General features: G+C 71.6%; 13 protein-coding genes and 1 pseudogene. 8 read left to right on the top strand and 6 right to left on the bottom strand.

Annotated features, from left to right (window positions below; all coding sequences use genetic code 11):
* Positions 1 to 59: 59 nt before the first annotated feature.
* The 5 genes from EDF20_RS13725 to EDF20_RS13705 form a co-directional block, all read right to left on the bottom strand.
* Positions 60 to 1367, bottom strand: coding sequence for a PLP-dependent aminotransferase family protein (locus tag EDF20_RS13725; protein WP_133739072.1), 1308 nt, complete (start codon positions 1365 to 1367; stop codon positions 60 to 62).
* Positions 1368 to 1490: 123 nt separating this feature from the next.
* Positions 1491 to 1817 (bottom strand): thioredoxin, encoded by a 327-nt coding sequence (gene trxA, locus EDF20_RS13720; protein ID WP_123547390.1) that lies wholly within the window; start codon positions 1815 to 1817, stop codon positions 1491 to 1493.
* A gap of 70 nt (positions 1818 to 1887) precedes the next feature.
* Positions 1888 to 2895 carry a thioredoxin-disulfide reductase gene (trxB, locus tag EDF20_RS13715; RefSeq protein WP_133739071.1) on the bottom strand — a complete coding sequence of 336 codons (1008 nt, stop codon included), beginning with the start codon at positions 2893 to 2895 and terminating at the stop codon, positions 1888 to 1890.
* A gap of 245 nt (positions 2896 to 3140) precedes the next feature.
* Positions 3141 to 4814, bottom strand: a complete 1674-nt coding sequence (gene murJ, locus EDF20_RS13710; RefSeq protein ID WP_243833502.1) for a murein biosynthesis integral membrane protein MurJ — start codon at positions 4812 to 4814, stop codon at positions 3141 to 3143.
* The gene (locus tag EDF20_RS13705) at positions 4811 to 7111 is read right to left on the bottom strand and encodes a DUF6049 family protein (protein ID WP_133739070.1); all 2301 of its coding nucleotides are present in this window, start codon (positions 7109 to 7111) and stop codon (positions 4811 to 4813) included. Before EDF20_RS13705 ends, murJ begins: the two co-directional genes overlap by 4 nt.
* Before the next feature lie 173 nt (positions 7112 to 7284).
* On the opposite strand from EDF20_RS13705, the gene EDF20_RS13700 reads away from it, so the two are divergent.
* The 7 genes and pseudogenes from EDF20_RS13700 to dnaB all read left to right on the top strand — a co-directional run bounded on the left by EDF20_RS13700 (position 7285) and on the right by dnaB (position 14274).
* Positions 7285 to 8715, top strand: coding sequence for a CCA tRNA nucleotidyltransferase (locus EDF20_RS13700; protein ID WP_133739069.1), 1431 nt, complete (start codon positions 7285 to 7287; stop codon positions 8713 to 8715).
* Between the two features lie 16 nt (positions 8716 to 8731).
* Positions 8732 to 10138 (top strand): sugar ABC transporter substrate-binding protein, encoded by a 1407-nt coding sequence (locus EDF20_RS13695; RefSeq protein WP_133739068.1) that lies wholly within the window; start codon positions 8732 to 8734, stop codon positions 10136 to 10138.
* 202 nt (positions 10139 to 10340) lie between these two features.
* Positions 10341 to 10694 (top strand): annotated as a pseudogene (gene rpsF / locus EDF20_RS13690) (30S ribosomal protein S6); the annotation flags it as partial.
* Positions 10695 to 10814: 120 nt separating this feature from the next.
* Positions 10815 to 11387, top strand: a complete 573-nt coding sequence (locus EDF20_RS13685; protein ID WP_133739067.1) for a single-stranded DNA-binding protein — start codon at positions 10815 to 10817, stop codon at positions 11385 to 11387.
* Between the two features lie 51 nt (positions 11388 to 11438).
* Positions 11439 to 11699 (top strand): 30S ribosomal protein S18, encoded by a 261-nt coding sequence (rpsR, locus tag EDF20_RS13680; protein ID WP_055964231.1) that lies wholly within the window; start codon positions 11439 to 11441, stop codon positions 11697 to 11699.
* A 28-nt stretch (positions 11700 to 11727) separates the two neighbouring features.
* Positions 11728 to 12180: a 50S ribosomal protein L9 gene (gene rplI, locus EDF20_RS13675; protein WP_123547383.1), complete on the top strand. Its 453-nt coding sequence runs from the start codon at positions 11728 to 11730 to the stop codon at positions 12178 to 12180.
* A 690-nt stretch (positions 12181 to 12870) separates the two neighbouring features.
* Positions 12871 to 14274, top strand: a complete 1404-nt coding sequence (gene dnaB, locus EDF20_RS13670) for a replicative DNA helicase (protein WP_123547382.1) — start codon at positions 12871 to 12873, stop codon at positions 14272 to 14274.
* 11 nt (positions 14275 to 14285) lie between these two features.
* Here dnaB and EDF20_RS13665 read toward each other — a convergent pair whose 3' ends face one another.
* Complete coding sequence (locus EDF20_RS13665; RefSeq protein ID WP_133739066.1) at positions 14286 to 15887, bottom strand: ATP-binding cassette domain-containing protein; 1602 nt, start codon at positions 15885 to 15887, stop codon at positions 14286 to 14288.
* Between the two features lie 415 nt (positions 15888 to 16302).
* Here EDF20_RS13665 and EDF20_RS13660 point away from each other — a divergent pair, with 415 nt between their 5' ends.
* On the top strand, positions 16303 to 17205 hold the full coding sequence (locus EDF20_RS13660; RefSeq protein ID WP_133739065.1) for a phosphotransferase: 903 nt from the start codon (positions 16303 to 16305) through the stop codon (positions 17203 to 17205).
* The last annotated feature ends 227 nt before the right edge of the window (positions 17206 to 17432 follow it).

Raw genomic sequence — 17432 nt, 5'->3', positions numbered from 1 at the left:
TCTCTCTCGTGGATCGGCCACGTGGTCGTCCCGTGGCGGCGTTTCTGCTTAAGTGCTGATCAGTTGGTGTTCGGCGGCGGTGTCGACACGCCGGTGCGCATCGTCAGGGGCGAGCCGAGGCGGGCACCGGAGAACGTCGCGAGCAGGTCGAGCTCGCCGTTGACCACGGTCGCGAGCCGGGCGATGCCGGCCCGGATCGACTCAGGCGTCGGGTAGCAGAACGACAGCCGGATGTTCTGACGGCCGCCGCCGTCGGCGAAGAACGCCGTGCCCGGCGTGTACGCGACCAGCTCCTTGACGGCGCGGGGCAGCATCGCCTTCGAATCGAGCTCGTCGGGCAGGGTGACCCAGACGAAGAAGCCGCCGTCGGGCACGGTCCAGCTGAGCGACGGGAGGTACTCCCCCAGCGCCGAGATCATGGCGTCCCGACGCTCGCGGTAGAGGCCGCGGAACGACTCGATCTGACCGCGCCAGTCGGCCTGGTCGAGGTACTCGGTGATGACGAACTGGCCGAACGAGTTCGGCGAGAGCGTCGCGGACTCGTTGGCGAGGATGAGCTTCTCGCGGATGGCGTGCGGGGCGAGGGCCCAGCCGACGCGGAAGCCGGGCGCGAGCGTCTTGGAGAACGAGCCGAGGTAGATGACGCCCTCGTCGTCGACCGAGCGCATGGCCTGGGGGGCCGGCTGATCGAAGTACAGGAGGCCGTACGGGTTGTCCTCGAGGACGAGGATGCCGGCGTCGCGGCAGATCTCGAGGATCTCGAGCCGGCGAGCCCAGGTCAGCGTCACGCCGGCCGGGTTGTGGAAGTTGGGGATCGTGTAGAGGAACTTGATGGTGCGGCCCTCGGACCTGACCCGCGCGATCGTCTCTCGCAGCGCCTCCGGCACGAGGCCCTCGGCGTCGGTCGCGACGTGCGAGACATCGGCCTGGTAGGCCTTGAAGACGCCCAGGGCGCCCACGTAGCTGGGCGACTCGGCCAGCACGACGTCGCCCGGGTTGACGAACAGCCGGGTCACCAGGTCGAGGGCTTGCTGGGAGCCCGTGGTCACGACGACGTCGTCGGCGCTGCCCCGGATGCCCTCCATCGCCATGATCTGCATGATGTGCTCGCGGATGGCCGGGGTGCCCTGCCCGGAGCCGTACTGCAGGGCCATCGCCCCGCCGTTCTGCGACATCACGCGGTCGATCGCCCCGGTCACGAGCTCGCGCGGCAGGGCGGAGACGAACGGCATGCCACCGGCCAGGGAGACGACCTCGGGTCGGCTGGCGACGGCGAAGAGGGCTCGGACCTCGGAGGCGCTCAGGCCGGCCGTGCGGTCGGCGTACGAGTCGTACCACGGGTCGAGGTTGGTGCCCTTGTCGGTCATGTGCGTCCCTGTCGGTCAGAGGTGGTGCGGTTCAGGATATGCCCGGAGCGGCCCGGAGACGGCGAGAGCCCGCCCAGCGGGTGCTGGGCGGGCTCTCGGGAGGTGCGTCGACGCGGGGTCGACCTACGCGAGGAACTCCGCCAGGTCGGCCTCGAGGGCCGGCTTCGGCTTGGCGCCGATGACGGTCTTGACGACCTGGCCGCCCTTGTAGACCTTCATCGCCGGGATCGACGTGATCTGGTACTGCATGGCGGTCTGCGGGTTGTCGTCGACGTTGAGCTTGACGATCTCGATCTTGTCGGCGTTCTCGGCCGCGATCTGGTCGAGGATCGGCGAGACCGCGCGGCACGGGCCGCACCACTCGGCCCAGAAATCGACCAGGATCGTCTTGTCGGACTTGAGGACGTCGGCCTCGAAGGAGGCGTCGGTGACTGCCTTGGCGCTGCTCATGGTGGTTCCTTTCGTCGGGGGTTCGTGTGTTCGTGCGTGCGGGCCGACGTCGTCGACGCGCGGTCGAAGGTCAGGCTGAGACGGGCTCCGGGGCGACCGACTCGGCGGTGTCGATGCCCTCGGCGGCGCCCTCGGTGTGCTCGGCTAGAAAGGTCTGGTCGAGGCTCGCCAGGAAGTGCTCGGCGTCGAGCGCGGCGACGACTCCGGAGCCGGCCGCGGTGGCCGCCTGGCGGTAGGTGTCGTCGACGACGTCGCCCGCCGCGAAGACGCCGCGGAGGTTGGTCCTCGAGCTGCGGCCCTCGACGGCGATGGTGCCGCTCGAGGTGAGGTCGACCTGGCCGTGCACGAGGTGCACGCGGGGGTCGTTGCCGATGGCGATGAAGAGTCCGTCGAGGTCGAGGTCGCTCGTGCTGCCGTCGACCGTGTCGGTCAGCTGCACGCCCGTGGCCTTCTCGTCGCCGAGGATCGCCGTGACCTGCTTGTTGAACAGGAACTCGATCTTGTCGTTGCCCTGCGCGCGGTCCTGCATGATCTTCGAGGCGCGCAGCGTCTCGGAGCGGTGGATGACGTAGACCTTCGAGGCGAAGCGCGTCAGGAACGTCGCCTCCTCCATGGCCGAGTCGCCGCCTCCCACGACCGCGATCTCCTTCTGCTTGAAGAAGAAGCCGTCGCAGGTCGCGCACCAGCTGACGCCGCGGCCGCTGAGGCGCTCCTCGTCGGGCAGGCCGAGCTTGCGGTACGCGCTGCCGGTCGCGAAGATCACGGTCAGCGCCTCCTCGACGGTGCCGCTGCCGAGCGTGACCTTCTTGACGTCGCCCGTCAGGTCCACGCTGGTGACGTCGTCGAGCAGGACCTCGGCGCCGAACTTCTCCGCCTGCTCCTGCAGCTTGAACATGAGCTCGGGGCCCTGGATGCCGTCGGGGAAGCCGGGGAAGTTCTCGACCTCGGTGGTCTTCATGAGCTCGCCGCCCGCCTCGACCGAGCTCGCCACGATCAGCGGCTCGAGACCGGCGCGCGCCGCGTAGATGCCCGCCGTGTAGCCGGCGGGTCCGGAGCCGATGATGATGATCTGGCGCATGGCACCTTCCTCAGTGACGTTCGTGGATGACGGGAGAGGGACTGCGGGCGGTCTGCCCGTCTCGCCCTCGCTCGACCGTCTGGTGCAACACATCCTAGGGTCGGGGCATTCCGTCGGCCCGGGGCTCGCAGACGGCGCTCAGCGACCGGCCTGCGAGCCGGTCGGCGACCGGCTCGGCGACCGTGTCAGCCACCGGGTGCGCGACCGTGTCGGCCACCGCGTGCGCGACCGTGTCGGGAGCCGGGTCAGCGACGAAGGAGGCGCGCCGCCAGCGGGCGCACCCGGCGGATCACGGGGGCGGTCAGGTCGGTCAGCTCGGGCAGGCGGATCAGCGCGAGGAGGCCGAGGTACACCACCGCCATGACGAGCCCGGCGACGACGACGGTCAGGATGCCGGCGATGCGGCCCGAGTGGGCGAATCCGTCGGGGGTGAAACCACCCGATGCGGTCACGACGACGAGCCCGACGGCACCGGCGACCAGCGAGAAGAAGGCGAACTGCAGGTAACGGCGCAGCACCCACCGACCGTCGATGCCGCCGAGCCGGCGCTTCACGAGCACGAGGGCGACGATCGTCTGGGCCGAGCCGGCGACCGAGGTGGTGATCGCGATGGCGACGGCGATGAGCTCGTCGGGGACGACCGCCGACGAGATCAGCGTGCCGACGACGAAGATGCCCGACTGGACGATCTGCATGAAGAACGGCGTGCGCTGGTCGTGCAGGGCGAAGAAGACGCGCTGCACGACGAACAGGACGCTGAAGAGCACGAGCCCGGGCATGAAGCCGAGGATGACCTGCGCCATCTGGCTCGCCCCGGTGAAGGTGCTCTCGAAGAAGCTCGCGAACGGGTAGGCCACGACGCACATGGCCACCGTCGCGAAGACCATGAACATGCCGATGGTGCGGAGCGACTGCGACAGGTCGGTGCGCACCGCGCGCAGGTCGCCGCGGGAGGCGTGCCCGCTCATGCGCGTGAAGTAGGCGGTCGCGATCGAGACGGCGACGATGCCGTGGGGCAGCATGAAGAGCAGCCACGAGTTGGCGAGCACGGCGTTCGAGGCGCCCGTGCCGCTGCCCTCGGACGCGACGCGGCTCTGCACGAGGCCGGCGAGCTGGGTCACGAGCACCATGCCGAAGAGCCAGCCGGCGGCCTTGCCGGTCGCCCCGAGGCCGACTCCGCGCCAGCGGAAGTCGGGACGGAAAGACAGCCCCGCACGTCGCCAGAAGAGCAGCAGGAAGCCCGCCTGCGCCAGGACGCCGAGGCTCGCCGTGCCGGCGAGCACGGTGATGCGGCCGGGGGTCCAGACGTCGACGACCGAGTTCTCGGCCGAGCCGCCGAAGAGCACCATGAAGACGACCAGGCCGGCGATGGCGACGACGTTGTTGATGACCGGGGCCCAGGTGAACGGCCCGAAGACCTGGCGGGCGTTGAGCACCTCGCTGAGCAGCGAGTACATCGCGTAGAAGAAGATCTGGGGCAGGCACCAGTAGGCGAACGCCGTGGCGAGGGCGATCGCGTCGGAGGTGTAACCACCTTGACCGGTGGACCCCGCCTGTTGGGCGTAGATGCGCACGAGCAGGGGCGCGAGCAGCGTGCCGACGAGGCCGACCGCCGCGAAGACGATGGTGCCCAGCGTCACGATCTTGTTGATGAAGCGCTGGCCGCCGTCGTCGTCCTGGGTGGCGGCACGCACGATCTGCGGCACGAGCACCGCGCTCAGCAGGCCGCCCGCGATGAGGGCGTAGATGTTGTTCGGCAGCTGGTTCGCGAGGGCGAACGAGTCGGCCGCCCGGCTGGCCGACTGGCCGATCGCCGCGGCGAGCACGGCGGTCTTGACGAAGCCGAGCACCCGGGACACCATCGTGCCCGAGGCGAGCAACACGCTCGCGCGGCCGAGGCCAGCCTGCTGTGCGCTCACGAGCTGACACCCGTCTCGGTGGTGTCAGGTCGGACACCGGTCTCGGTGGTGTCGCTGCCGGCGGCACCGGCGCCACCGGCGGACGTCCCTGCCGCCGCCTCCTCGCGAGCGAGACGCCGCTTGCGGAACGTCCGGTAGATCCCGCCGCCGAACAGCACCAGGAACCCGACGGCGAACACCCACGTGATCGCGGTCTCCCAGCCGGCCTGCACCGAGATGGACACGGTGGACGGCGTCGAGATGGCGACCCCGGTCGCGCTGACGAGGCTGAGCGACACGTCGACGGTCCCGTTGGCGACGGACTGCACCGGGACGCGGACACGGGCCTGCGAGTCGGAGGCGACGGTCACCTCGATGCGGTTCTGCTCGACCGAGAGCAGCGAGTTCGACGGCTGCACCATCAGGTACACGGTCGCCGCCGACGAGGTCGAGTTCTGCACGTAGAGCGGCAGGGAGGTGCGGTCGCCGAGGATGGAGAGGTCGCTGCCCTGCACGATCGAGACGAGCCCCGACGTGGCGGCGGACTCCGCGTCGGCCGCCTCGACCTCCGCGGCGAGGCCGTCGGGGTTGTCTCGCCAGGCGTGCGAGGCGAGGGCGAGCGTCCGGAGGCGCGCGGGACCCGTGACGGTCTGGGGCTGGGCCAGCGCGGTGGAGAAGTCGGAGACGCGGCGGTCGGCCGTCGCGAGGGTGCGCATCAGCGCAGCGCGCGCGTCGTCCTCGGGCTCGTCGACGACCGTGGCGGCGGTCGGGGCGCTGGCCACCGCCTCCTGCAGGGTGCTCGGGGCGGACCACGGGAGGTCGCGCAGCGCTGCGAGCGTCCGTGTCAGGTAGGCGCTGTCGGGCGACCATCCGCGGACGAGCGTGGCGAGGAGCGTACGGGCGTCGCTCGGCCGCTCGCGGGCGACGGTGGCGACGCTGGCGGAGAGCTCGGCCATCGCCGTGGCCCAGGCCGCGTCGTCGGAGGCGCCGGCCGCGTCCGAGAGGAGCGTCGAGAGCGTGTCGTCCGAGACGAGCCCCGCCGTGGCCCCGAGCTGCGTCGCCGCGTTCTCGGTCGCCCCGGTCGAGACCTCGACGTTCGAGCTCGACAGGATCGTCGAGGTGTACCCGCTGGCGGCCAGGACGTCGAGGTCGGCGGCGACGACCGTGTCGGCCTCGGGCCACGCGACGCCGGTGGTCGACCAGGGCCAGCTCAGCAGCGACTCGGTGGTGGGCAGGGGCGGCGCGGCCGAGGGGTCGTCCGCCTGGCCGGTGCCGCTGCCTCCGGTGCCGGTTCCGGTGCCTCCGGTGCCGTCGGTGCCGTCGGCGCCGCCGTCGGCGGGCGGCTCGACGGCCGAGGGGTCGGACGTGCCGCTCGACGACGGCTCGGGCGTGCCGCTCGGCGTCGGCTCGGCGAACAGCGTCGGGTCGATCAGGGCGTCGAACGAGACGGGCGTCGGGATCGGCGTCGCGCCTCCTTGGCTCAGGCCTGCGACGTCGGCGTCGGCGTACGCGAGCGGGAACATCTCGAGGCCCGACCGCTGCAGCTGGTCGAGCCAGTCGAGGGCGGAGGGCGGTGCCGAGGTGCCGAGCAGCCGGACGGAGGCGATGATCATGGGGTCGACGGCCACCGCGGCCTGCGTGCCCTGCACGGCCCTCAGCTGCCGCGTCAGGGTGCCGTCGATCGAGGTGTACGCCGAGAGGGCGCTCGCGTCCAGCACCCCGTTCTCGGTCTCGGGCGTCGTGATCGGCACCGCGACGGCGACCTTCGTCGCCTGGAAGCTCTCGGCCGGGAACCAGGCGACGCTGCTGCGCGCCTGGGCGAGCTGGGCCCCGTCGTCGTCGACCAGCCGTGCCCCGAGCGCCCGCGCGCCCCAGCCGTAGCCGCCGAGCGCGACGGTCGCGGCCGGCACGGTCACGGAGCCGACGGTGCGCGACTGCCCCGACGGGACCGCGGGCACGTCGACGCGCGTCAGGGAGGTGCCGAGGTAGTCGCTCCCGCTCGTCGAGGCGGGCGAGAGCCAGCCGGCGAGCTTGGCGCGGGTGACGAAGGCTTGCCGGTCGAGGTAGAGGCGGGCGACGGAGGCCGCCAGGTCGTCCTCGGTCGCGTTCGTGACGACGACGTCGAGCACGAGGTCGCGGTCCGGCACGAGCACGCCCGACTCGGCGGGCGCCAGGGAGAGCGTGACGGCGTCGTCGGGAGCACTCGAGGCGGCGGCGGCCGCGCGGGCGGGCGACGCGCCCGACGACCCGAGGCCGAGCCCGACGACCACGACGAACACCGCCGTCAGCGCGGCGAGCAGGGCGTGGAGTCGTCTCATAGGCAGGGTGCGGCCGGCGCGGGACGGCCGACGAGCATGCCGAGTCTAGGCAATCGAGACCATGCGGTCGCGGTGGGCGCCCCGAGACGCGACCGACGACGGACGGCCTCAGCCCTGGGGAGGAGGCGCCCGCCGCCCGGTGCGCCGGGCGCACTGTGGCAAAGTGGTCGGTCATGGACACCGTCGCCTCCGCAGTCGAGCGACTGGACCGACTGGCCGCCGCTCCCCGCATCGAGAAGCTCGCCGCCGCGTTCGCCGCGGCCGGCCACGAGCTCGCCCTCGTCGGCGGCCCCGTCCGCGACGCGTTCCTCGGCCGTCGGGTCAACGACCTCGACTTCACCACCGACGCCTCCCCCGACGAGATCCTCGAGATCGTCGTGCCCCTCGCCGAGGCGCACTGGGACGTCGGTCGCCAGTTCGGCACCATCGCCGCCCGCGTCGACGGCGAGGTCGTCGAGATCACGACGTACCGCAGCGACGTCTACGACGGCGAGACCCGCAAGCCCGTCGTCGAGTTCGGCGACACCCTCGAGGGCGACCTCGTGCGGCGCGACTTCACCGTCAACGCGATGGCGCTGCGGCTGCCCGAGCGGGTGCTCGTCGACCCGTCGGGCGGCGTGGAGGACCTGCTGGCCCGTCGTCTGGCGACGCCGGGCAGCGCCGTCGACTCGTTCCGCGACGACCCGCTGCGCATGATGCGCGCCGCACGCTTCGTCGCGCAGCTCGGCTTCTCCGTGTCGGACGAGGTGCGCGAGGCGATCTCGGCCCGCGCCTCCACCCTGTCGATCGTCTCGGTCGAGCGCGTGGCCGACGAGCTCTCCAAGCTGCTCCGCACCGACACGCCCCGCGACGGCATCCGGCTGATGGTCGACACGGGCCTCGCCGACCACGTCCTGCCCGAGCTCGCCGCGATGCGCCTCGAGATCGACGAGCACCACCACCACAAGGACGTCTACGAGCACAGCCTCACGGTGCTCGACCAGGCCATCGGCTACGAGCGCGAGCGGCACCCGGGAGAGGCGCCCGACCTGACCCTCCGGCTCGCCGCGCTGCTGCACGACTGCGGCAAGCCCGACACCCGCAGGCTCGAGCCGGGCGGGGTCGTGACGTTCCACCACCACGACGTCGTCGGGTCGAAGCTGGCCCGCAAGCGCCTGCGCGCCCTCCGGTTCGACAACGACACGACCAAGGCCGTGTCCCGCCTGATCGAGCTGCACCTCCGCTTCTTCGGGTACACCGAGGGCGCCTGGACCGACTCGGCGGTGCGCCGCTACGTCCGCGACGCCGGCGACGAGCTCGAGCGCCTGCACATGCTGACCCGCGCCGACGTGACGACGCGCAACAGGCGCAAGGCCGACCGGCTCGGCTTCGCCTACGACGACCTCGAGGCCCGCATCGCCGACCTGCGCGAGCGCGAGGCGCTCGACTCGCTCCGGCCCGACCTCGACGGCGACGACATCCAGCGCGTGCTCGGCATCTCCCCCGGCCGCGAGGTCGGCGAGGCGTACCGGTTCCTGCTCGAGCTGCGCACCGAGGAGGGGCCCCTCGGCAGCGAGGTCGCGACCGACCGGCTGCTGGCCTGGTGGGCGGCGCGCGCCTCCTAGGCCGTACTGTCGGGTCGTGCGCACCCGACCCAGCTCCGTCACGATCGCCGCCGCCGTCTGCGTCGTCGTGGTCGCCGGCTCCGCGGCGGGCATCGCCGCCTTCGGGGCCTCCCACTCGTCCGAGGGCGCGACGGCGTCGCCCGGCCGCGACGGTCGGACGACCGTCACCGTGCGGCTCTGGGACGAGGGCGTCGCCGCCGGCTACGAGAAGTCGTTCGCGACCTTCGAGCGCGACAACCCGACGATCGACGTGGACGTCGAGGTCGTCCCGTACGCCGAGTACGCCGCCGACCTCGGGTCGGACGTCGACGACGGCAGCGCCCCCGACGTCTACTGGCTGAACAGCGCCGCGTACGCCGACCAGGCCGAGGCGGGCGACCTGCTCGACGTAGACCGGGTGCTCGGCGCCTCGGCGCACCGCGCCTGGAGCCCCGAGGTCACCGAGCAGTACACGCTCGACGGCCACCTGTGGGGCGTGCCCCAGCTCAGCGACGGCGGCGTCGCGCTCTACTACAACGCCGACCTGCTCGCCGCGGCGGGAATCGACCCCGCCGCGCTCGACGAGCTGACCTGGGCGCCCGGTGGCGGCGAAGGCGACACCCTGCTGCCGGTGCTGGAGCAGCTGACCCTCGACGCCCAGGGCCGCAGCGCCGCCGACCCCGCCTTCGACGGCACGCCGGTGCAGTACGGCTACAACGCGGGCGAGGACCTGCAGGCGATCTGGCTCGACTACCTCGGGTCGAACGGGGCGAGCCTCGAGGACGCGACGGGCACCTCCTTCGAGCTGGACACGCCGGAGGCGCAGGCCGCGTTCCGGTACGTGGTCGACCTGGTGCAGCAGCACCGGGTCGCTCCCCCGGCGTCGCTCACGAACGCCGACCCGGACTACAGCCGCGACCAGTTCACGTCCGGCCACATGGCGCTGTTCCAGTCGGGGCTGTACAGCCTGGCGCCGGTCGCGGCCGGGTCCGACTTCACCTGGGGGGTCGCGCGCATGCCCGCCGGCCCCGAGGGCCGCGTCAGCGTGTCGAACGGCATCGTCGCGGCCGGCAACGCCCACACGTCCCACCTCGACGCCACGGCGCGGGTGCTCGCCTGGCTCGGCTCGACCGACGGCTCCCGCTACATCGGCGCCGACGGGGCGGCCGTGCCCGCGGTGCTCGGCGCCCAGTCCGCCTACTACGAGCACTGGTCGGACCAGGGCGTCGACGTGGCGCCGTTCTTCGACGTCGTCTCGTCGGGGCGCTCGATCCCGGCCCCGACCGGCATCTGGGGCGACGCCGAGCCGGTCGTCGACCCGGTGCTCGACGAGATGTTCCTCGGCACGACGACGGTCGAGGAGGCGCTGGCCAGGGCCCAGGAGCTGGCGACGGCCACGCTCGAGGACGACCCCGGCGAGGGCGGGCGCGGGACGCCTCGCTGATCGGACACCTCGCTGATCGGCGCCGGGCTGCCCCGGCGTCGGGCTGATCGTCCTGCGCTGGCCGCTGGCCCGGCATTGTGCGGGGCGGGGCGACCGGCTACTCTGGGAAGGTTGCGTCTGCCCCCGGGTGGGCGCGGCGTCATGAACACCCTCCTGCTGCAGAACGTCTGTAGCCGCGAAGTCCGAAGGAGGTGGGTTAGTCATGCACCAGTACGAACTGATGGTCATCCTGGACCCCGAGATCGATGAGCGCACCGTCGCCCCGAGCTTGGACAAGTTCCTCAACGTCATCCGCAACGACGGCGGCACGATCGACAACATCGACATCTGGGGTCGTCGTCGTCTCGCCTACGAGATCAAGAAGAAGACCGAGGGCATCTACGCCGTCGTCAACATGACCTCGAACTCGGCCGCCACGGTGGAGCTCGACCGTCAGCTGGGTCTCTCCGAGGCCGTGCTCCGCACCAAGGTGCTGCGCGCCGAGGAGGCCATCGCGATGGTCGCCGAGGCCAAGAAGCTCTCGGACGAGAAGGCTGCCCGCAAGGCCGCCAAGGCTCCCGCCGCCGCTCCGGCCGCCGCTGCTGCACCGGCCTCCGCCGGTGCCGCGACGCCTGCCGGCTCCGCGACGCCCGCCGCTCCCGCTGCGCCCGCCGCACCGAAGGCTGCCGAGTAGCCGATGGCAGGCGAGACCGTCATCACAGTGGTGGGCAACCTCACCAGTGACCCCGAGCTGCGCTACACGCAGAACGGGCTCGCGGTCGCGAACTTCACCATCGCGTCGACCCCCCGCACGTTGGACCGCGCGTCCAACGAGTGGAAGGACGGCGAGGCGCTCTTCCTCCGTGCCAGCGTCTGGCGCGAGTTCGCCGAGCACGTGGCGTCGTCGCTGACGAAGGGCTCGCGCGTCATCGTGCAGGGCCGTCTGAAGCAGCGCAGCTACGAGACGAAAGAGGGCGAGAAGCGCACCAGCTTCGAGCTCGACGTCGACGAGATCGGCCCCTCGCTCCGCTACGCGACCGCTCAGGTCACGCGTGCGGCCTCGTCCCGCGAAGGCGGCGGCGGTGGTGGCTCCTTCGGGGGCGGCCGCGGCGGCGGCCAGCAGGGCCAGGTCGGCGGCGGCCAGCAGTCCGAGCCGTGGGGCCAGTCCGCACCGGCTCAGGGCGGCGGCCAGCAGGGCGGCGGTTCCCAGGGCGGCGACGTCTGGAACACCCCCGGCGGCGGCACCTACAACGACGAGACGCCTTTCTAGGCCTCGTCGCACCTCACTTCTTCTTCATCTGAACTCGAAAGCAGAAAAACAATGGCTGGAAAGAGCAGCGGCGACCGCCGCAAGCCCCTCCGCGGCAAGGGCGGCAAGAACGCCGCTCCCGCGAAGGCGATCCGCGTCGGCGTCATCGACTACAAGGACGTCGCGACCCTCCGCAAGTTCATCTCGGAGCGTGGCAAGATCCGCGCCCGTCGCATCACCGGCGTCTCCGTCCAGGAGCAGCGCCTCATCGCCCGTGCCGTGAAGAACGCCCGCGAGATGGCGCTCCTCCCCTACGCCGGCTCCGGCCGCTGATCAGCGGCGAACGGAAGAGAGAGCAACCATGTCCAAAGTGATCCTCACGCACGAGGTCTCCGGCCTCGGCTCGGCCGGTGACGTCGTCGACGTCAAGAACGGCTACGCCCGCAACTACCTCGTCCCCCAGGGCTTCGCCGTGGCGTGGTCGCGCGGTGGCGAGAAGCAGGTCGAGCAGATCCGCACCGCCCGCGAGACCCGCGAGCTCAAGACCATCGAGGAGGCGCACGACCTCAAGGCCCGCCTCGAGGCCCAGAAGATCCGCCTCACGGTCAAGACCGGTGCCGACGGCCGCCTGTTCGGCTCCGTCCGTCCCGGCGACGTCGCGGACGCGGTCAACGCCCAGGGCGTCGCGACCATCGACAAGCGCAAGGTCGAGATCCCGACCGCGATCAAGCTCGTGGGCGACCACGAGGCGACCCTGCGCCTGCGCGAGGACGTCGTCGCGACGATCACCCTCACGGTGGTCAGCGCGAAGTAGTCCCGCGCTGCGTCAGCAGCCAGCACCACCGCAGCACAGCAGAGCGGCGGCCCCCTCGGGGGTCGCCGCTCTTCTGCGTGCCCGGGGGGCGCGTCAGCCGGCCCAGGGTGTGCTCGACAGGGCCGACTCCTCTGAGCGCAGGCCTTGATGCTCCGTTCCGGACAAGATGCACCCGCGTGCCGTGTCATCTCGTCCGGAGGGCCGCACGGAGGGCACGAGGTGGGCCAGCAGGGGGCCGCAGGAGGCGGGGAACGGCCCCCGAACAGGGGGTTACGTCAAGCTGAAAGCGACCTGCGCTCGTACCGGGTGCCGCGCCTCCTTGTCAACTTCTCTGTGCACAGCCAGAAGTCAAATCGGGACTCTCAACCCACGGTTCAAGGAACTTTCTACACACAGGCTGCGCGAAAATAAAGTCCAGGTCAGAGGCGCCTAGTCGGCGTGAAGTATCTGTTTGTCCACAGGACGATCCACAGTTGTCAACAAGCACCCCCGGCGTTTCTCACCGGTTCTCCCCAAAGTTATCCACAGGTGCATTTGCTGTGGAGAACTAGGTGTCCATAAGGTGTACCGCGCTCGTCAGACGGGGGTCGCGGGGGCTCGGCACGGGGATGTCGGCCGCTCGCTGTAGAACCGTCCTGGACGACGTCCGTCGCCGTCCGGCACGCACCCGAACACCCTGCAGGAGGTCCCATGTCGATCGCTCACCTCGGTCTCGCGAGCGGCACCTCCGGCGACAGCGACCGGCAGCCGCGCAGCGACCGCGGCGGCATGGGCACGGGCATGGACAGGGTGCCCCCGCACGACCTGTTGGCCGAGCAGAGCACCATCGGCGGCATGCTGTTGAGCAAGGACGCGGTGGCCGACGTCATCGAGACCGTCCGCGGCATGGACTTCTACGTGCCGAAGCACGAGGTCATCTACGACGCCATCCTCGGCCTGTACTCGCACGGCGAGCCCACCGACGTCATCACGGTGAGCGACGAGCTGATGAAGTCGGGCGACCTGTCGAGGGCAGGAGGCGCGGAGTACCTCCACACGCTCACCGGCGTCGTGCCCACGGCCGCCAACGCCGGCTACTACGCGTCGATCGTCGCCGAGAAGGCGGTGCTGCGGCGCCTGGTCGAGGCCGGCACCCGCATCGTGCAGATGGGCTACGCGAGCGAGGGCGAGGTCGTCGACCTGGTCAACAACGCGCAGGCCGAGGTCTACAACGTCGCCGGGGGAGTCCAGACCGAGGACTACGTGCCCCTGAACGAGGCCGTGACGGTCGCGATCGACGAGATCGAGGCCGCCAAGGGCCGGGACGGTCAGATGACCGGCGTGCCTACCGGTTTCGCGCAGCTCGACGCGCTGACGAACGGGTTCCACCCCGGTCAGCTGATCATCGTGGCCGCGCGACCCGCGCTCGGCAAGTCGACGCTCGCGCTCGACCTCGCCCGCGCCGCATCGATCAAGCACGGCCAGGCCTCGGTCTTCTTCTCGCTCGAGATGGGGCGCAGCGAGATCGCGATGCGCCTGATGTCGGCCGAGTCGAGCGTGCCGCTGCAGAACATGCGCAAGGGCACCGTCGACGCCCGCGACTGGACGAACATCGCGCAGGTGCGCGGTCGCATCAACGACGCGCCCCTGTTCATCGACGACTCGCCCAACATGACTCTGGTCGAGATCCGGGCGAAGTGCCGCCGGCTGAAGCAGCAGCACAACCTCAAGCTCGTGGTGATCGACTACCTGCAGCTGATGACCTCGGGCAAGCGTGTCGAGAGCCGTCAGCAGGAGGTCTCGGAGTTCTCGCGTGCGCTGAAGCTGATGGCGAAGGAGCTGCAGGTGCCGGTGATCGCGCTGTCGCAGCTGAACCGTGGCCCCGAGCAGCGTGCCGACAAGAAGCCCGCGATCAGCGACCTGCGTGAGTCCGGCTCGCTCGAGCAGGACGCCGACATGGTCATCCTGCTGCACCGCGAGTCCGCCTACGAGAAGGACAACCCGCGCCAGGGCGAGGCCGACTTCATCGTCGCCAAGCACCGCAACGGCCCGACGGACACGATCACCGTGGCCTTCCACGGCATGTTCTCGCGGTTCGTCGACATGCCGAGCTAGCCGCAACCCCGTCAGTCGAGGGCCACGCGGGCGTGCAGCCCCAGACGGTCGAGGAACCTCTCGTCGTGGCTGACGACGACGAGGCCGCCGCGCCAGGCGGCGAGCACGTCGACGAGGTGGTCGGTCGTCGCCATGTCGAGGTCGTTCGTCGGCTCGTCGAGCACGAGCAGCTGGGGGACCGGGTCGGCGAGCACCAGGCCCGCGAGGGCCACGCGGAAACGTTCTCCTCCGGACAGGGTGGATGTCGTCCGGTCGACGACTGAGCCACGGACGAGGAGACGCGCGAGGGCGTTGCGCATCTCACGGTCGGGCACGGTGGGAGCGGCGCGGGCGACGTGCTCGAGCACGGTGTCGTCGTCGGCGAGCAGCCCGTCGCGGCGCTGGGGCAGCCAGGCGACCCGTTCGGTGAACGACGTCGCCCCCGTGTCGGCAGAGGGGTGCGGCCTCGCACCATGGACGCCGACGAGCTGCTCGAGCAGCGTCGTCTTGCCCGTGCCGTTCGCACCGACGACCGCGATCCGCTCCGGCCCCTGCAGCACGGTGGTCCTGCCCCGCACGGTCAGCTCCGCGAGGCGTCGCCCCGCCGGGATCGCCGGATCGGGCAGGTCGACCCGGACGGCGTCGTCGTCCCTCACCGCTCGTGAGGCGACGTCGACCTGGTCCCTGGCCCGCGCCTCCGCGTCCCCGTGACCCGAGCGCAGCCGGCCCGCGGTCGCTTCCGCCTTGTTCCTCCTCGCGTGGGCGATGATCGCGGGCATCGACTCCGCCGAGCGTCGACCGGCCTTCGCCCGACGCGCGATCGTCGTCTCGGCCTCGATGCGCTGACGCCGCTCGGCGCGCAGCAGCTGATCGGCGTCGCGGAGGTCGCGCTCGGCAGCCGACCGCTCGACGGCCAGGCGTTGCTCGAAGTCGGACCAGGTCCCTCCCGAGGTGCGCATCGAGCCGTCGCGCAGCTCGGCGATCTCGTCGACGTGCTCGAGCAGCTCGCGGTCGTGGCTCACGACGACGAGCGTTCCGCGCCAGCGATCGACGAGGTCGAGCAGCAGCCCGCGCGACCGGAGGTCGAGGTCGTTCGTCGGCTCGTCGAGCACGGCGACGGGCCGTTCACGCAGCCGCACGCCGGTGACGGCGGTGAGGACGGCCTGCCCGCCCGACAGGGTCGCGACCGGACGGAGCAGGTCCCCGGTGTCGAGGTCGAGCCCGACCTCGCTGAGGGCGGCGACGGCCCGGGCCTCGAGGTCCCAGTCGTCGCCGAGGGCGTCGAAGTGGCGCGGATCGGGGTCGCCGCCGAGGATCGCGTGCAGGGCGTCGAGCCGCGGACGGATGCCGAGCAGGTCGGCGACGGTGTCGTCGGGTCCGCGACGGAGGCGCTGCGGCAGCAGGTCGACCGGTCCGGTCGTCGAGACCCTCCCGCCGGTGGGGGCGAGATCGCCCGTGACGAGGCGGACGAGCGTCGACTTGCCGGCGCCGTTGGACCCGACGAGGCCGGTACGGCCCCGCCCGAAGGCCGTGGTGACCCGGTCGAGGACGACGGCGCCGTCGGGCCAGGCGAACGAGCAGTCGGTGAGGACGACGGACGGTGAGGGCGTGGTGGTGCTGGAGGCGGAGGGCACGGTGCTCCCGGGGGTGGTGTCGGCGCACGACACCACCGCGCTCCCGGCCGGAGGCGGGGGCGTCGGCCTCGCCCGGGTCAGCGGGCGGGCACGGGCGGAGTCAGTGCGAGGGCAGCTGCTGCGTCGTGGACGCAGTACCGGTGCTGGTGCGCAATGGGCCGTCTTCCGTGCGGGGAGCCCCCGTGTCCGCGAGCCGTCCGGTCGGCCGGTGAGGTGGCCGCACCGACGTCGCGGCTCGCGACGAGGTACGCGCCGATGCTAGGCGCAGGGTGCGAGGCCGCGCAAGAGAAGGCGGCCTGAGCTGGCTCGTCGTCGACCGAGGTGGGGGTGCGAGAAACACCCGAGACGGGACAAGATGTCCAGGGGCCCCGGGGCATCTCGTCCCTTTCCGGGTGTTTCCCGGAGGGGAGCCGTCATGACCAGGACCACCTGGGCGGAGGTGCCCACCACGGTGCGCCGTGCACTCGAGGAGGCGTTGGGCGACCAGGTCGAGGAGGCGGCGAGCCAGCCGGGAGGGTTCTCCTCCGGCAGCGCCGATCGGCTGGTGCTCCGCAGCGGACGGCGGGTCTTCGCGAAGTCGGTGAGTCGATCGCGGAACGCGGGCACCCACGAGCTGCATCGGCGGGAGGCGATGGTCGTCCGGGGTCTGCCCGCGTCGGTGTCGGCGCCCCGAGTGGTCGCGACGGTCGAGCAGGACGACTGGGTCGTCGTGGCGTTCGAGGACGTCGACGGCCGTCACCCCGGGCCGGACGACACGACGCTCGTGCTCGACGCGCTGGCCGGCCTGCCCCGCATCACCGCGGCCTCGCCGCTGCCGCGCCTCTCGGACGAGCTCACGCCCGACTCCACGAGCTGGGAGCGCCTGAGCGAGGCCGGGGTGACGGGAGAGCTCGATCCCTGGACCACCGCGCACCTCGACCAGCTGCGCGACGCCTCTGCGCAGCTCCCGGGCGCAGCGGCGGGAGAGCACCTGGTGCACCTCGACTGCCGTGCCGACAACCTCCTCCTCGACGCCAGCTCGCGCGTGTGGCTGGTCGACTGGCCGTGGGCCTCGGTCGGCGCGCCGTGGTTCGACTCGGTGACCTACCTGCTCGACGTGCTCGTGCGCGACCCGCGCAGCGACGTGGAGGGGCACCTCCTGCACGACTCCCTGCGGGAGGTGCCGCCGGAGGCGGTCGACGCGGTCCTCGCCGGCCTCGCCGGTTCGTGGACGGAGACGCTGCAGACGCCCGCGCCGGCGGACATGCCGACCCTTCGGGACTTCCAACGGCGAGAGGCTGCGGCCGCCCTGGGCTGGCTGAGGCGGCGCTGGGCCTGAGGCTCGCCCGGGCGCACGGAAAAACCCCATCCAGCTCACGAAGCGGGATGGGGTTCCACCGGGATGCCGGCCCTACGAGGTACGGCGCAGCACCGGCGTTGTCGACACCGTGCGGGAGAGGAGCTCTATGAGCCCTACTCGGTGGCGACGGTGATCTTCGCGACGCCGACGAGCATCTCGTCCTGGACGGCGTCGGTGTTGAAGGTCTGGTTCAGCAGGGCGGCGGC

This window comes from Frigoribacterium sp. PhB116, assembly GCF_004364285.1.
Taxonomy (GTDB): Bacteria; Actinomycetota; Actinomycetes; order Actinomycetales; family Microbacteriaceae; genus Frigoribacterium.
Note: the sequence above shows the minus strand (reverse complement) of the source record. Positions and strands in the feature narration are given on the sequence as shown.

Coding starts and splice junctions, on each gene's coding strand:
- dnaB (WP_123547382.1), top strand. CDS start 12,871: ATGTCGATCGCTCACCTCGGTCTCGCGAGCGGCACCTCCGGCGACAGC.
- trxA (WP_123547390.1), bottom strand. CDS start 1,817: ATGAGCAGCGCCAAGGCAGTCACCGACGCCTCCTTCGAGGCCGACGTC.
- trxB (WP_133739071.1), bottom strand. CDS start 2,895: ATGCGCCAGATCATCATCATCGGCTCCGGACCCGCCGGCTACACGGCG.
- EDF20_RS13660 (WP_133739065.1), top strand. CDS start 16,303: ATGACCAGGACCACCTGGGCGGAGGTGCCCACCACGGTGCGCCGTGCA.
- rplI (WP_123547383.1), top strand. CDS start 11,728: ATGTCCAAAGTGATCCTCACGCACGAGGTCTCCGGCCTCGGCTCGGCC.
- EDF20_RS13705 (WP_133739070.1), bottom strand. CDS start 7,111: ATGAGACGACTCCACGCCCTGCTCGCCGCGCTGACGGCGGTGTTCGTC.
- EDF20_RS13685 (WP_133739067.1), top strand. CDS start 10,815: ATGGCAGGCGAGACCGTCATCACAGTGGTGGGCAACCTCACCAGTGAC.
- EDF20_RS13725 (WP_133739072.1), bottom strand. CDS start 1,367: ATGACCGACAAGGGCACCAACCTCGACCCGTGGTACGACTCGTACGCC.
- EDF20_RS13700 (WP_133739069.1), top strand. CDS start 7,285: ATGGACACCGTCGCCTCCGCAGTCGAGCGACTGGACCGACTGGCCGCC.
- rpsR (WP_055964231.1), top strand. CDS start 11,439: ATGGCTGGAAAGAGCAGCGGCGACCGCCGCAAGCCCCTCCGCGGCAAG.